Source organism: Chryseobacterium subflavum (genome assembly GCF_055762745.1).
In genome coordinates this window covers 409067-425054 of sequence record NZ_JBVTMR010000002.1, presented here as the reverse complement: position 1 = coordinate 425054, position 15988 = coordinate 409067, and the positions used below count along the sequence as shown (strand labels likewise).

Sequence of the window (15988 nt, the reverse complement as noted above, 5' to 3'; positions counted from 1 at the left end):
TTAACTACATTTTTCTACCCTTGCCAGAGGTTTGAAAGAATACTTCCTTCCAGTAGCCAGGTTCTTACAAAGATAGTTTTTTTTAATCAGACCTTCTAAAAAATACTTTTCGTTTCTATAGATGAAGTAATCTCCTTTCTGCAACTCTTCTATAAACTGAAGCTTATCATCTTGTTTTTCAATATGGAAATACTTGACCAGATCCGGACTGGCCATAAAGTTAGCCTTTGGAGATCTTGAAAATTTTACAATAATTGGCTGAAGAGCATCTTCATATACCTCAACACTTTCAAGAAGCATTCGTCTGAAAGTATCTTTCCACTCATTACCATGTGGAGAAATTCTTCTGCCATATTTTTCAAAAGCAATGAGATGGGCCAGCTCATGAGTCAGAACAAAGAAAAACAGTTGAGGCGCTAATGTAGAATTGATTGTAATTTCATGGGAATTATCCGGGAGCTTTCTGTAATCTCCCAGTTTTGAATTCCTGTTTCTTGTAATCTTTATATGAATATAGTAATCTGAGAACCAGATTTTTAAATACTGAAGCGTGTTCTGTGGTAAATATTTTTCTAGTGACTGGATAGACATTTTACAAACTTAGTGGAATTCCTGCATAGAAATTCAACAATTTAAGACTAAAAAGATAATTATACTTAGCCTGCGCCACCGAACCCGCTGCATTAGCGTAATTATTTCTTGCCACGTTTAGGTCAAAAATAGTAGTCCGCCCTGCAGCATAACTTTTATCTGCAAAATCCAATGACAATTTTGTGCTTTTTGCAGCTTCTACAGCAGCAACATAAGCTTCATAATTAGCTTCTACGTCGAACTGGGCTTTCTGTACATTTTGTCTTACCGTCTGTTTTTGTTGTTCTAAAGTATTCTTAGCCGCACTTTCATTAATTCTTGACTGCTCTACCTGAAGTTTTGTAATTCCCTTGTTGAAAATAGGAACGCTGATAGATAAGCCTGCCTGTTGCCCGAAATTATCTTTATATTGCTGAAATAAGTTTCGTTCCGCGATATAAATCAATTCATTTCCTGTATTATTGGTATTAAGCAGGTTATTGTAAAAACTTCCGATCCCTGCACTTGCTGTTACCGTAGGCCAGTATGCTGTTTTAGATACTTCAGTTTGAGCTTCCGCAGATCTTATTCTGCTTTCCGCTGCTTTTATTTGCGGTTGATTTTCGTATGCTGTGTTCAAAACCTCATCCACAGATTTTAATTGTGGGGCCAGATCATCTGAGACAACTACATCTTCAACATCAAAATCTTTGTAATCCTGCAATTGTAAAAGTTGAGCAAGTGCAAATAGACTTCTTCCGGTGTCAATTTCAGCTGTTTTGAGGTTTTGTTTTTCTCTTGCCAATGCAGATTGAGCTTCTGCAAGCACTGTTTCAGCAGTGGTTCCTACCTGGGTAGTGATTTTTGCCCTGTCATATTGTTTTTGAGCATTGTCAACAGCACTTTGTGAAATTTTAATAATTTCTTTTTTAAGTAATGTTGTTAAATATTGCTGTGCGATCTGCAATGAAATATCATTCTTTATGGTTTCGATATCATATTGACTTGCTTCTACATCAAACTGTGTTTTTCTGACAGTTTTTTCTAGTCTTCCATTATTATAAACCAGGATATCAGCTCCCAGACTGGCATTATTACTGAATCTGTCATTTCTAAGACTTCCTGTTCCGAATGACGTCTGTCCAAAACTGACTGTATTTCCTATACTTGCTGATAAAGAAGGTAAATATCCTTTTTTAGCAATTTTAAGATTAGAATCCTGGACTTGTTTAGAGTATTCATTTTGGATAACCTGAAGGTTATGCTTCACAGCATAATCCACACATTCTCTTAAGGACCATTTTTTCTGAGCATTCATACCCAGGAAAGTTAATCCGAAAACGATAGTCCAAACTTTTTTCATATTAAGATTTTACCATATTAGACGTACCAAATATAAAAAAGTTACACATTTAAAAATTATTGTTTCATTTTAATAAAACTTTTGAGAATTTTGCATCATGACAACCAAAGAATATCAGGAAGCCGTTGATTGGCTTTTCGTGCAGGCACCCAACTATCAGATTGACGGAGAGAAGGCTTATAAGCCTGGACTTGACAATATAACCAAGCTATGTGCATTTTTTGACAATCCACAGGAAAAAATAAAATGTATTCACATCGGAGGCACCAATGGTAAAGGTTCAACCAGCAATATGCTTGCTTCTATTCTTCAGGAAGCCGGCTACAAAGTTGGAATATACAATTCTCCACACCTTATTGATTTCACAGAGCGTATCAAAGTAAACGGGAAAAACTGTAACAAAGAATTCGTTTTTGATTTCATCACAAAATTAAAAACATTACCCAACGATATTTTGCCTTCGTTTTTTGAATTTACCACTATAATGGCTTTCGAATATTTTTATCAACAGCAGGTAGATTTTGCAATTATCGAGGTAGGTTTGGGAGGAAGACTGGACTCAACCAATATTATAAGGCCTTTAGTATCTGCTATTACTAATGTACAGCTGGATCATCAGAATATCCTGGGAAATACTATAGAAGAAATAGCCCGGGAAAAAGCAGGTATTATCAAAAACGGAATCCCTATTATATCCGGGGATGAAAATGAAGTTGTAAAAAATATCATCCGTACTAAAGCGGATCAAAATAATGCAACATTTGTCGATGCAACCACATTGTCATCGGGTTTCGCTTCGGATCTGAAGGGAAACTATCAACAGAAAAATATCAGGGTGGTTTTAGCGTTAACTGATGAGTTGTTAAAACTGAATGTTGAAATTTCTGAGAAAAACATTACAGACGGATTATTACATGTTCATGAGAATACCGGATTTATCGGCAGGTGGTTTGAATTTTCAAAAACCCCGCTTACTATTTGTGATACAGCGCACAACCAAGCTGGTCTGGAACAGGTCTTCTCGCAGCTTAATTCCATTGGCTGTAAAAAGCATGTGATTTTAGGTTTTGTTAATGATAAAAAAATAGATGAAGTGATGAGTTTATTACCTGAAAATTCTACATTCTATTTTGCAAAACCATCGATTCACAGAGGACGTCATCCGAAAGATTATGAAGATTTGCTTATAAATGCAAAAATAATTTATAAAATTTTTGATTCTGTACAGGAAGCGTATTTATCTGCAAAACAAGAATGTACAAATGACGAAATGATTTTTATTGGCGGAAGCAACTTTGTAGTAGGAGAATTTTTAGAAAAAAATTTGGAGATTTCCAGATAAGTCGTATATTTGCACCACTCTAAACGAGAAAACAAGTATAGAGGGTTCTTAGCTCAGTTGGTTCAGAGCATCTGGTTTACACCCAGAGGGTCGGGGGTTCGAATCCCTCAGGACCCACAGAAAAGGAAACGAAACCTTTCAAAAAAATTCGGGTTCTTAGCTCAGTTGGTTCAGAGCATCTGGTTTACACCCAGAGGGTCGGGGGTTCGAATCCCTCAGGACCCACAGAAGATCTCTCAAGAAATTGGGAGATCTTTCTTTTTTGATCTTACCTTAATTCCTTAAATTTTCAAGTCTTTTCAATTCAATTCATTAAATTTGATCAACACAACACATGTCTGATAGGTTAAAATGTTTTTGCTATGGATGTTATATTATCAAAAAAAGAAATATTAAGACGATTAAATACTTTGAGAATAAACCCTTTAGGGCTCCCCTCAAGAAAGTATGGAGTTTCAATAAAGTATTTTTCAAATGATGAAGAAACGCCGGATAAAAGGGTTGATTATGAAATTACTACTGAATTAAACCTCGAATACGGGAAAGGTTTTCTAACAATTGATAAAAAAAACATCTACTTTAATCAGCATCAAGCCGATAACATTAGCGAGCTATTAGCCGAATCCATTTCGAAATCCCTATATCCTGTCCAGACCCAAATCAATGAAAAAGGAACGGGCACTAATGAAATTACAAATTTTGATGAAATTAAAACCCGATGGTCCCGCGAGAAGTTAAAATTATCTGAAAAGTATTCGGGACAGCCATTGGAGAAATTCTTATCCGCTGTTGACCATAAAATGGAAAATAAGAAAGAAATAGAGAACGGGCTGCATTATGACTGGTTCTGGAATCTCTTTTTCCATCCTAAATTCATTGATTATGGAGACACAAGAAAAACATCAACAGCATTATTTCTGGCTGTAATTCCTTATCAGAATCCCTTAAGATTCCCCGGAATTCAGACCATTCAAAAGATTCCGACAGATTATCATTCTTTTATTATTGAATTCAAAAGTGAAGAAATACCTGCGGACTTATATTCTATTCCTGCAAATGCTTTTAATCAAGATGCACATTGGATGTCTCTTAAGGTCACCTTTGATTTGGATGTATACCATCATTTCCCAATGCATACCCGGGCATATTTTGAAGTTTTCACCAGGGATTATTCGGGGGAAAAAAAATTAATTAAAAGAATCAGCTACAATCAGTTTCAGCTCCATAACGGAGAGTATTCTGACAAGAAACTAAGTAAGGATAGCCCTTTTATTACGGGCGGACTTGTAGTTTCAGAACCTAACAAATGGGGGTTTTACAAAAACATATATGAAAATGACTGGTAAAAATCCATTTGTATAAAAAACACTAATTTTACAAACCACACAAATTACATTAATATGTCTTTAAAAGAGAAAGTAGTACAGGGAGCCTTGTGCCAATGTCAGTTTGGTACTACTCCCGATACATTAAAGGTACTTACGCAGCAAAAATTCTTCATCAATGACCTTAATGGCAGCTCTAAACTGGCTGCAACACATAAAGATATAGGATCTACTTTTGAAAAAAACAGCTTTGGTTCATGCAAAAAAAAGCTCAATACACCCTGTGTAGCTGTTGTTACTGAATGGAGTGGTTATTATGAAAAAGAAAAATACTCTCCACCTGATGGCTATGTTTTACTGGAAGACAGCAAAGCAACATGTCCTATCGGTGGTAAAGACTGCATCAGCATCATTAAAACCGGACAAATTGGAGAACCTTCCAAAAGCAATATAAAAAAGGCAGATGAAGAGCTTCAGTCACATGTAAATCCTGTTATCAATATATCACAGCATGATACGCAGGAGTTTTATAAATTTGGATTTTAAGTATGGGTACAGCTGGGATTAAAAAAGCTCTGATCAAGGAGCCCAAAGAAAACGTCAGGAAGTATGGTTCCGGATCCATTGTGGAACTAAGCCCTGCCAGAAACTCATTTACCGCTTATCTGGATAAAACCTGCCTGGGAAAAGGAACCCGAAATCCGGAATCTACAATGAAGGAAGTGAAGTGGTTCCTTATAAGAGAGCATATCTGGACATCATTTAAACAACTTTACCCAAACCTTGGGCCGAATGACTTTTTTACAACAATAAAAGCCCAAAACGAAGAAAACAAGGATTACAAAATATTTGAAGGAAACAACAAAGTATTCACTACCGGTGACATTCAAACAAGTGCAAAAAGTATTGGAGTCATTTATCTGTTAATACCTTATAGTAATTTCCCTGAAACAGATGGTACAGAAGCCATGAGAGTGGTTGTTATTGATAAACCACAGGTCTTATACTGTCATTTTAAATTTCCTAAAGGAGGGTACATTCCTTTGACAAATAACGAAAAAAAAGCGTTGTATGGGCAAACAGTAGATGTAGAAGTTTATACGCATATGCTTCCCGACTGGAACAATAGCCTTTCAAAGTTCATTTTTGATGTTGAGCTCATTAACAAAGGTAAGGTCGTTTCCAAACAGCAAAGAATTGAAATTACCAATCCGGGACCATTCGTTTACAACACGGTAAAATCTTTAAAGTTTCAGTTGAATACCGAATGGCAAAAAAATCACAATAAAGAAAAGAAGGATGAAAAGTTTTTTCTAAAGTTAAAAGGTTATGTAGGATTTACAGGACCGGTTCTTCTACCCAAAGGTTTTCTTACCCAGGAAGGTGAATATGATTCTGAAAAAGACACTTCAAACTGGGGAAGAATGGAAAAAGGAAAATGGATCTTTAACACTTCTCCCGACTTACTGGTTCCTTATAATGATATGAGTGCCCTTTTCGGTGAATTTGAAAAACAAAAAAATAATCAGATTCAATATATAGGAGACATTGAATATCTTAAAAAAGAATATGATCCCTGCGGATACAGCAAAATAACGATAGCCGATGAGGATGATAAAAAACGATCTCCCTATGTTATATTTGATGAAGATGCTAAAGACAGGATAGACAATACACGAAATACTTTTGACCTTGTAACAGGAGATAAAACAAAGAAAAAAATAAGCATAACCCTGGATAATCTTCAGAATAAAAATGTTTTGTGTACAGGAGTTTTACTTCCTAAAGACCAAAAACATAATATCCCGCAACATGTTTTTTTATTAGATACTGTTCTGGTTCCCCATTATACAAATAAAGTACTATCCGTAAAAAATGATCCCACACAAGCAAATGATACTGATGCTTACGCTGATGAAACGAAAGCCCCGTCAGGAAATGTAGCAGACGTACAGGGATGGAAAGAGAATGAGGATTACAGCTTTATTGGAGAAAATAAACTCCAACTGAACCTTTCCTACATTTACAACAAAACTACAGCTATCGGAGATAAAGAATTCAATGATATTCCTGTGGCAGAATCCTGGCTGGTCAATTACTTCTGGCTATCAAAAGAAAAAATACAAACGTATTTTGTTCCTGTTTCTACTTGTCGGTATCCTAATCAACTTGTTAAAATCAGGATATTCCCGGATGTAGAATGGTCACTAAACTTCCTTTACAATACCTCCGACCCTGTTTGGTACGGTAATTCTGAGCCAACCTATAATATCTATGGTACTGAAAGTAAAGCAACAAGAGACACCATCTCAGTAGGAGATCTTAAAACAAAAGGGGATGTTGTTGCCCTGGCCGACTTAAGAAGAGAAGAGAGAAACGAAAACAAGAATATCAAAGACGGACAAAAAAAAATTGCCACTTCTGCTAACCGTTACATGGGAGATATGAAAGGGAATTTTGGACTTTCCGCCAAGGTCTCATATAATGGTGGTGTCTCCCATGAACTCAGTTGGAAATTTGCCGAAAAGTACCGTAAAATGCTGGGCATTTTAAAATCGGTTTATGATACGGTAGATGATATTGCAGGAGCAAAAGAGGCCAGAAAGGGAGCAGAATCCCTTCCTCCTTCACTGGCAGGAAGAAGGAGCATGATGAGCCTTTCACTCCTCCCTCCTGCCCCATCAGCAGGGATTAGCTGGAAATTTGCAAAAACAGGGGATTTTGTTGGCCTTGAACTTGCCGGAAAGGTAAAATGTTCTCCCCTCATTGGTGGAGAGCTTAAAATTGATTTATTGGCCTTAGCTGATAAAATTCCTGTTTATGGAAAGTTTATTACTTTCCTGGACCTAACGACCTGGCTCATTGAAAAAATATCAATGAATGCCTTAAGCATTACCTATCGTATTGATTTGATATTTTATGCAAATCTGGCAATCGAGGAAGCCTATGTAAAATGGAATGATGCAAAAGAAGGCAATAAATTTGATACCGATTTAACCCTTTCCGGAACACTCGGAGGAAAACTTGAACTTGAACTGGGCCTTACTATGAGCGCCAAGCAGATTAATAAGTTTCCTGAGGTAGAGCTTCAGGCCGGGGTAAGAGCAGACTGTTCATTCAAAATTACAGCAAGCCCTAATTTCGATTGGGATAATAAATTTGACTTTACAACCAAGTTCTCAGGACTTATGGTTACTGTTTATTACAAATTTTCCATGAAGAGGAACTCCAAAAATAAAGCTCCGGAAACACTTGATCCTTTTAAACTGATCCCAAGCTACTCCGGAAATCCAGTCAGCATGACATTTGGAGCCGGAGAAGAACATAAATATTAACACAATGAACAAAAAGATATTATTTGGCTTATTGCTGTTCAACATGATAAGCTGTCAAAAAAAAGATACAGCGTCTCATACATCTCCATCAAACAAAAGTAATTACGAAAAAAAAACAACACAAAATATGGCTTCTCAACCTTTATATGCATTAAGCCTTGATGCAGCTGGCGATTTTCAGGTTTACATTAATGATATCCTGGTTGCCTATTATTACAAAAACGGCGGAACATCGTTGACCTTGCCTATTAATCGTGAAATTTTAGGTCCGGGAAAACAAACCGTTAAAGTTATTTTGAAGTCGGATAAAGAACTGGATGAAAACGAGCTTAAATATTATAAATTCAGAATTTTAAAGTATGCTTCATTTGATTCCCCTGACTATGAGGTAATAGTAGATTGTAAGTTTAATGCAGAAACCAATAAGCCCTCAAAAGAGATTACTCAATCCTGGGATTTTACTTCTGATGTTCCCTATCAGGTATCAGGATGGTCCCACTCCGCTGTTCTGTTGAATGAAGATAAAGATGCTCTTCTGAAAGAGGTCTTAGAGACTTATAATCATTTCAGGGAAATTCTGCAGAAAAAAGATATTGGTAGTTTTCTCACAAAAACAAAAGTCCGAGATGCCGAAATTGACAAGGCTTTATATCTTTCTTCTGCTGAGAGCAAAAAGGACCAGGCAGAAACATCGGAAACGATTCAGAATATCGTTGAAGTTTTACCGATAGACAATTATAAAATGGTTTTTTATGGCAATGGAAGAATGGTTGCTTTAATCAGGACTGATGAAAAAAATAAAGATGAATCAGCTTTGCAGGTAAAACTTAAAGACAAAAGTACAGAAATCTATGAATTGGTACTTCATCGTCCAAAAAAAGGCGCTCCTCTTGAAGTAATAAGATAATTAATTTTCAATCGTAGCATTGGCATTTTGTCAATGCTTCATTTTTACCTGAAATGATTCTGATAAAGAAAATCTTTCAGATATCCGCTACATTCAGTAGTAATCCCAGCTTATAAAAATCAAGGTATTTAAGGTTGATATTTCGCTTTAAAAGCTTACGCTCTATCCTTGGCCTGCTAACCCTAAAGAAAATGGTAAATAAGCTTTTTAAACCAAGCCTTTTTATAGCCCTGTACGCTTTTACCAGTTTAATTTCGGAAAGTTTTGCACTGAGTTGTTTGTTTTGAAGCATTTGAGATAAACTACCTACCGATTCTTTTACTTTTTCAAGGTAGAGTTGATTATCTTCTACATCATTGTTGAATACAGGATTCTGTAGATGGTTAATTTTTATATGACTGGATTTTAAGTCCATTGCAAATAACAGATCTTCGTACCCATAGCTTTGAAATTCGGGATTAAACGGAACTTTCTTGAGGATATTCCGATCAATGATAAAATTATTTGTTTGGAAGCTCAAGTAAGGATTTTCCACACGAAGCGAAACCGGTAAATTCTCACGCTCTACGGCAAATTTCCATCTTAAATAATGGTTTTGATCAACCGGTGATTCTGAGACAACTCGCCCTCCGTAGATCACCTTTGTATCCGGATTCTCCTTTATAAATTCTATGTAATTTTCTAGAAAACGGTCACTTGTTATTTTACCGTCACAATCAAGAAAAAGTAAATAATCTCCCTTTGAATAGGAAAGAAACAGATTGCGGATTTTTGATCTCCCAATGTTTTTATCCAGATAGATCAATTTTTCTACCTTATCTTCTAGGACTTTATTAATCTGTTTAAATTGTTCTTCAGACCGATCATCGATTAATATGATTTCTGCATTAAAAGCCTTTGCTGTAATTTCTTTTCCTAAATCAGAAACTAATTCCCGGACATCAAAATTATAGACAGGAATGCAGATTGTAATTTTCATTTCATTAGATTTTTTCAATGATTTTCTGAATACTAAGCTCTTCCAGACATGCCCAATCTCCTCTGAAACATTCCTTATCTCCAAATACTGAACAAGGCCTGCATGTTAAATCTTTAATTTGCACCACATCATCTTCACTCTGTCCAAACCCTAAAAAACCGGCATAAGGATGTGTAGATCCCCAGATAGAAACGCATCTTGTTCCCACAAGGCTGGCAAGGTGCATATTGGCAGAATCCATTGAGATCATCAGTTTAAGTTCTGCAATTGTATCCAGCTCCTGTTTAAGGTTTAATTTCCCGGAAAGACTTTGGGTATTCGGAATTTCACTTTCCCATCTTTCCAGGGTTTCTGTTTCATTTTTCCCGCCTCCGAAGAAATATATTTTATCTTTTTGGGCTAAAATTTTAACGAGTTCATAGGATTTATCCAAGGGAAGCATCTTTCCTTTATGCTGTGCAAAAGGAGCAAACCCGATCCCGGACTTTTGCTGTGTTGATGGCCTTAATTTATTGGATAAGTTCACTTTAAACCCCATTTCCCGGAATACGTCTGCATATCGCTCGACGGTTTTTTTCAGTTGTACTTTATCCAGATTCCAGACATCGGTAAGAATTTCCTTTTCTTCTTTTCCTTTATTGATCTTGAATACTTTGTATCCCTTTCTCCTGTAGATTTTATCCAGAACCTTCGTCCTGATTACATCATGCAAATTAGCTATGAAATCCGGATGAAATTCTCTGATTAACTCATTGGCCAATCTATTCAATCCAAAAAAACCCTTATAATCATCCAGGTTAATTCCTTTAAAAATAATGTTGGGAATATCTGAAAACAAGCTTTCAAAATTTTTTCTGGAAACCATTACGATTTCTACATCAGGGTTTTGTTCAAGGAATTCACGAAAAACGGGCGCTGTCATCGCAACGTCGCCAAAAGCGGAAAAACGATATGCTAAAATTCTTGTCACAACTACGACTTCAGTTGATAGGCAACTGCATAAAATTTAATCTGTTTAGTCATTGCCATTAGTCCGTTGGCTCTGGAAGGAGAAAGAAACTCCTGAAGTCCGATCTCTGAAATAAACTGGAAATCCGAATCCAGAATTTCCTGTGTAGAATGCCCGCTGTAAATACTAACCAGAAGAGAAACAATTCCTTTTGGTAAAATACCATCAGAATCAGCATCAAAATAAAGTTTGCCGTCTTTAAATTCAGCATCAATCCATACTTTACTCTGGCATCCTTTAATAAGATTAGCATCTGTTTTCTTGTCTTCTGAAAGCCCTTTCAATTCTTTACCAAGGTCAATAATATATTCATACTTCTGCTCCCAATCGTCAAGAAATGCAAATTCGTCTATTATTTCCTGCTGTTTTTCTTTAATGGTCATCTTTTAACAATTCTTTATGCAAAGATACCATTTTTGTAAAGATAATTTATTGAGATGCCTTTCTAAAAACTTCCAGAAGTTTTAGTTCTTCATTTTCCCAACAAAGCAATTCCGAGGCTTTTTTCAATTCATCCTGATAACCCTTTCTTCCCTTATTTAAAATTCTGAAAACAGCATCTGCAATATTTTCCGGCTGATGGTCCTTAATGATCTCACCAACATCAAACTGCATTCTTATATTACGCATTTCAGGGAGATCAGCCATAATTAATGGAACCCTTGCCTGAATACAGTCCAAGACTTTATTCGGAAGGGAGTATAAGTAGCTGTCCCCGCCGTTTTCCTCGATACTCATCCCCACATCTGCGGTAAGAGTAATTTTTCTTAGATCTTCAGGCACCAGCTTGCCCAAAAACTCAACTTTATGCTGTAGATTCTCACGAGCTACCAGCTCTTCATATTCCTTCTTTTTGGGACCATCTCCTGCAATCTTGAAAACAACATCATCAATATGATGCATAGCCAGAATTGCTTTATCAATTCCCCTAAAAGGATTTATTGCACCCTGGTATAAAAATACTTTAGGCTTATTATCGGGAATATCTATTGGAAAGTTTATTTTTTTGGGTGCATTTTGTACCACTGTAGCCTCTACATGATATTTTTCTTTAAACCATTTTGCATAACTTCCGCTGGCTGTTATCATGAATTTTAAGTTCGGAAGTACTTTTTTTTCCAGGTAACGCCATATTTTTTGTGACATTTTGCCCTGAATGGCTGGCATTTCGGAAAAAATTTCATGACTGTCAAAAATTAAAGGGATTTTTAATTTTTTTGCGATAAGATAATTGGGAAGAAGAGCGTCAATATCATTAGCATGAAGAATGGTATTCTTATCTGCTTTCTTTTTCAGTTCTTTGTACAATTTCCAGTTAAATTCAAAATAAGCCGTCTTTAAACTTTTAGAAACCAGCATAATTCTTGAGAAAGGATAAGGTCTTGTGATTTTCTCAGCCCCTCCCCAGTCGTTTCCGATCAGTTCCAGGGAGTATCCGTTTTCATACAAGGTGTGACAGACCTTTTCTATTCGCTGATCTGTATACAGATTACTAAAAGCAGATGTAATTATTTTTTTTTTCATTAACTTTTCTTTCCGGCCATTAAATGGTAAATCTGTATAATACAGATCAATCCGTTGGGTATAATAACCGGCCAGAGCATTCCGTTAAAGATACCATAAATGACAAAACAAATACAGCCAATCATATTTACGATTCTAATTTTTCTTACATCTTTCAATATAAAGCTCAACACAAGAAAAAGTGAAGCAGAATATCCAATATAAGCAGCAATTTCGGGGTTCATAAGAAAAATTTAAGGGACACAAACTTAGTCATTTTCAATAAGATAATAAAACTTTTTTCTGCCATAAAGTCATTAATTGATTTTTGGTAAAATATTTGTAATTTAGAATAATGAATAAAAGATAATTCTATCTTTATTCTAATTGAGATATATTATGGATTATAAGTTTTCACAAGGTTTGAGCCAAGTGTTCAAACAGAGCAAAAATGAAGCTAAAAGGCTGAAAAGTGAATTTCTTAATACAGAACATCTACTTTTAGGTATTATAAAAACAGAAAACTCTGCAAAAGAAATCCTTCAAAACCTTAATGCCGATTTAACACAAATCAGAAGAAAAATTGAAACTCTAAATACAGCAAGTCTTAATCCTATTTCTGAGGAGGTAACCAATATTTCTTTCACGAAAATGGCAGATCATGCCGTTAAACGTGCAGAGTTAGAATGCCGACAATACAAAAGTAATGAAATTAATACCGTTCATTTACTTTTAGGTATTCTTTATAAATATGAAGATCCCACCTCAAATATATTAGGCGCTTACGATATCGACTATGAAGGCGTTTCAAGAGAATACCAGACAATGCTTAAAAATTCCGGACAATCACCTCAGATGAGTGCTTATGATGATGATGATGAAAGAGAAGAATTTGAGCAGATGAGAAAACCGGCAGGAAATTTAGGCGCTGCAAAGAGCAAAACTCCTACGCTGGATAATTTTGGTAGAGACCTTACATCTTTAGCAAGGGATGGGAAATTGGATCCTGTAATCGGACGTGAGAAAGAAATCGAGAGGGTTTCTCAGATTCTTTCCCGCAGAAAGAAAAACAATCCGCTTCTTATCGGAGAGCCCGGAGTGGGTAAATCTGCTATTGCAGAAGGATTAGCTTTAAGAATCCAGCAAAAAAAGGTTTCCAGAGTTCTTTTTGGTAAAAGAGTGATCACACTGGATCTTGCAAGTTTAGTTGCAGGAACGAAATACCGTGGTCAGTTCGAGGAAAGAATGAAGGCGATCATGACGGAATTGGAAAAGAACAGGGATGTTATCCTATTCATTGACGAGCTTCATACTATTGTAGGTGCAGGAAGTTCTACAGGAAGTCTGGATGCCTCCAATATGTTTAAGCCGGCTCTTGCTAGAGGAGAAATTCAATGCATCGGAGCCACTACTTTGGATGAATACCGTCAATATATTGAAAAAGACGGAGCATTAGAGAGAAGATTCCAGAAAGTAATGGTAGAGCCTACCTCTATTGATGAAACCATTCAGATTTTAAATCAGATCAAAGATAAGTATGAAGAGCATCATAATGTGATTTATACACCAGAAGCCATATTGGCTTGTGTGAATCTTACATCAAGATATATTACAGATCGTTTCCTACCGGATAAAGCGATTGATGCAATGGACGAAGCAGGTTCCCGTGTTTATATCAAAAACATGAAAGTTCCTACCGAAATCATTGAATTCGAAAAGAAAATTGAAGACATCAAAGAAATGAAGCAGAAAGCTGTAAAAGCTCAGGATTATCTTGAAGCCAGAAAGCTTAAAGATGAGGAGGAAAGACTTCAAATGGAGCTTAATGCCGCACAAGATCAGTGGGATAAGGATGTAAAAGAGAAAAAAGAAACGGTTACAGAAGAAAACGTTGCAGAGGTAGTTTCCATGATGAGTGGTGTTCCTGTAACCAAAGTTGGTAAAAATGAGCTTGATAAATTAGCTCAGATGGACAACAACCTGAACGGAAAAGTTATCGGACAGGAAGATGCTGTAAGAAAAGTAGTTAAAGCTATTCAACGAAACAGAGCGGGTCTTAAAGATCCAAATCGTCCGATCGGAACATTTATCTTCTTAGGAACAACCGGTGTTGGTAAGACTGAGCTTGCCAAGGTAATGGCAAGAGAACTTTTCGATTCAGATGAAGCATTGATCCGAATTGATATGAGTGAATATATGGAAAAATTCGCCGTATCAAGATTGGTAGGTGCGCCTCCGGGATATGTTGGATATGAGGAAGGAGGTCAGCTTACTGAAGCTGTGAGAAGAAAACCTTATGCGGTAGTTCTTCTTGATGAGATTGAAAAAGCTCACCCTGATGTATTCAATATCTTATTACAGATTCTGGATGAAGGACATGTTACAGATAGTTTAGGTAGAAAAATTGATTTCAGAAACACGATCATTATTCTTACTTCAAACATCGGAACAAGAGACCTTAAAGACTTTGGAGATGGTGTAGGATTCGGAACTTCTGCTAAGAAGTCAAATACAGACAACAGAGCAAGAAGCACAATTGAAAATGCCCTTAAGAAAGCATTTGCTCCTGAATTCCTGAACAGAATTGATGACATTGTGATCTTTAACTCTCTTGAACAGACTGATATCAAGAAAATCATTGATCTTGAATTAAATAAGCTTTACACCAGACTTGATAAATTAGGATATAAAGTCGATTTAACTGAAGCAGCTAAAGATTTTATTTCTGAAAAAGGATGGGATAAAGATTTTGGTGCAAGACCATTGAAAAGAGCAATCCAGAAATACATTGAGGATTTATTGGCAGAAATGCTGGTAAACAAGCAATTAAATGAAGGAGAAACAATTGTTCTTGATGTAAATGAAGCTAAAGACGGATTAACCGGCAAGGCTCAAAAGACCAAAAAGACGACTGAAAAGTCTTCTCAATAAATAAATAATTTTGTTAAAATAAAAAGCACGGAAATATTTTCCGTGCTTTTTTATCTTTAAATAATTTCCGTAATTATTAAAGGCCCACAACGAATCCAATGTTCGGAACCAATCCACTTGAGAAAACACTTGAATTCTCTTTCCATAAAACATTGTACATCAATCCCAGCTGCATAAAGGAATTCCCTCCTATCCTTTGCATATATCCTCCTCCCAGATATAGTGCCGTTTCTTCCCGGTTATCTTTATAATCATAAAATTTATCATGATAATTTATAAAATAATGTTGAAGATTCGCCCCTACATAAAAGGATCTTGCGAAATAGTAATTCACAAAAGGACCAACCCCGAACATCGTTGATCTATAATAGTCTGATGTCTGCCAGGAAACACTTCCCAATACTCCCGCTTCAAGATCATCGGTTAACCTGTATCCTACCCTCGGAGCTGCCTGAAGAGAAAATGCGCTGTTGCTTCCAAAACCTAAACCGATCCCGCCTCCGAAAGTCCATCTGTTGTTTTCAGTCATTGAGGGAGCTCCCACTGTGACCTGGGAAAATATTGATATTGAGCACATCAGCATCAATGGAATAATTATTTTTTTCATACTCTGATATTTAATTATTAATAAAGATAATATGCAATTGCTTTCCTGCGAACCCATAATTCCTTAAAATTCCGGGATTCTACATTACCATCGTTTTTATCAATGCTTAAAATTATG

Annotated in this window: 14 protein-coding genes and 2 tRNA genes; 8 read left to right on the top strand and 8 right to left on the bottom strand. The window is 36.1% G+C overall.

The window, feature by feature from the left end; all coding sequences use genetic code 11:
- Together AC0INN_RS11220 and AC0INN_RS11215 are read right to left on the bottom strand one after the other, a co-directional pair.
- Positions 1–591 (bottom strand): SprT-like domain-containing protein, encoded by a 591-nt coding sequence (locus AC0INN_RS11220; protein WP_273650288.1) that lies wholly within the window; start codon positions 589–591, stop codon positions 1–3.
- A 1-nt stretch (position 592) separates the two neighbouring features.
- Complete coding sequence (locus AC0INN_RS11215) at positions 593–1933, bottom strand: TolC family protein (protein WP_273650287.1); 1341 nt, start codon at positions 1931–1933, stop codon at positions 593–595.
- 97 nt (positions 1934–2030) lie between these two features.
- On the opposite strand from AC0INN_RS11215, the gene AC0INN_RS11210 reads away from it, so the two are divergent.
- The 7 genes from AC0INN_RS11210 to AC0INN_RS11180 all read left to right on the top strand — a co-directional run bounded on the left by AC0INN_RS11210 (position 2031) and on the right by AC0INN_RS11180 (position 8842).
- Complete coding sequence (locus AC0INN_RS11210) at positions 2031–3275, top strand: bifunctional folylpolyglutamate synthase/dihydrofolate synthase (RefSeq protein WP_306613232.1); 1245 nt, start codon at positions 2031–2033, stop codon at positions 3273–3275.
- A gap of 42 nt (positions 3276–3317) precedes the next feature.
- A tRNA-Val gene (locus tag AC0INN_RS11205) sits at positions 3318–3392 on the top strand.
- Between the two features lie 33 nt (positions 3393–3425).
- Positions 3426–3500: transfer RNA gene (locus tag AC0INN_RS11200), tRNA-Val, on the top strand.
- A 137-nt stretch (positions 3501–3637) separates the two neighbouring features.
- Complete coding sequence (locus AC0INN_RS11195) at positions 3638–4621, top strand: hypothetical protein (RefSeq protein ID WP_306613230.1); 984 nt, start codon at positions 3638–3640, stop codon at positions 4619–4621.
- Between the two features lie 54 nt (positions 4622–4675).
- On the top strand, positions 4676–5146 hold the full coding sequence (locus AC0INN_RS11190; RefSeq protein ID WP_273650284.1) for a DUF4280 domain-containing protein: 471 nt from the start codon (positions 4676–4678) through the stop codon (positions 5144–5146).
- 2 nt (positions 5147–5148) lie between these two features.
- Positions 5149–7935, top strand: a complete 2787-nt coding sequence (locus tag AC0INN_RS11185) for a hypothetical protein (RefSeq protein WP_273650283.1) — start codon at positions 5149–5151, stop codon at positions 7933–7935.
- A 4-nt stretch (positions 7936–7939) separates the two neighbouring features.
- Positions 7940–8842, top strand: coding sequence for a hypothetical protein (locus tag AC0INN_RS11180; RefSeq protein ID WP_273650282.1), 903 nt, complete (start codon positions 7940–7942; stop codon positions 8840–8842).
- A 76-nt stretch (positions 8843–8918) separates the two neighbouring features.
- On the opposite strand, the gene AC0INN_RS11175 is transcribed toward AC0INN_RS11180, so the two are convergent.
- From AC0INN_RS11175 to AC0INN_RS11155, 5 genes are read right to left on the bottom strand one after another with little or no spacing between them, the layout of a single operon-like run.
- Positions 8919–9821 carry a glycosyltransferase family 2 protein gene (locus AC0INN_RS11175; protein WP_273650281.1) on the bottom strand — a complete coding sequence of 301 codons (903 nt, stop codon included), beginning with the start codon at positions 9819–9821 and terminating at the stop codon, positions 8919–8921.
- Between the two features lie 4 nt (positions 9822–9825).
- Complete coding sequence (locus tag AC0INN_RS11170; protein WP_273650280.1) at positions 9826–10791, bottom strand: glycosyltransferase family 9 protein; 966 nt, start codon at positions 10789–10791, stop codon at positions 9826–9828.
- 2 nt (positions 10792–10793) lie between these two features.
- The gene (locus AC0INN_RS11165; RefSeq protein ID WP_273650279.1) at positions 10794–11213 is read right to left on the bottom strand and encodes a SufE family protein; all 420 of its coding nucleotides are present in this window, start codon (positions 11211–11213) and stop codon (positions 10794–10796) included.
- 46 nt (positions 11214–11259) lie between these two features.
- Positions 11260–12354: a glycosyltransferase gene (locus AC0INN_RS11160; protein WP_273650278.1), complete on the bottom strand. Its 1095-nt coding sequence runs from the start codon at positions 12352–12354 to the stop codon at positions 11260–11262.
- Entirely contained in the window at positions 12354–12578 is a 225-nt protein-coding gene (locus tag AC0INN_RS11155) for a uroporphyrinogen decarboxylase (RefSeq protein WP_273650277.1), read from the bottom strand. The genes AC0INN_RS11160 and AC0INN_RS11155 overlap by 1 nt, the downstream gene beginning before the upstream one ends.
- Before the next feature lie 154 nt (positions 12579–12732).
- Here AC0INN_RS11155 and AC0INN_RS11150 point away from each other — a divergent pair, with 154 nt between their 5' ends.
- Positions 12733–15264: an ATP-dependent Clp protease ATP-binding subunit gene (locus tag AC0INN_RS11150; RefSeq protein WP_172281773.1), complete on the top strand. Its 2532-nt coding sequence runs from the start codon at positions 12733–12735 to the stop codon at positions 15262–15264.
- Positions 15265–15340: 76 nt separating this feature from the next.
- On the opposite strand, the gene AC0INN_RS11145 is transcribed toward AC0INN_RS11150, so the two are convergent.
- The gene (locus AC0INN_RS11145; protein WP_172281767.1) at positions 15341–15871 is read right to left on the bottom strand and encodes a hypothetical protein; all 531 of its coding nucleotides are present in this window, start codon (positions 15869–15871) and stop codon (positions 15341–15343) included.
- Between the last annotated feature and the right edge of the window lie 117 nt (positions 15872–15988).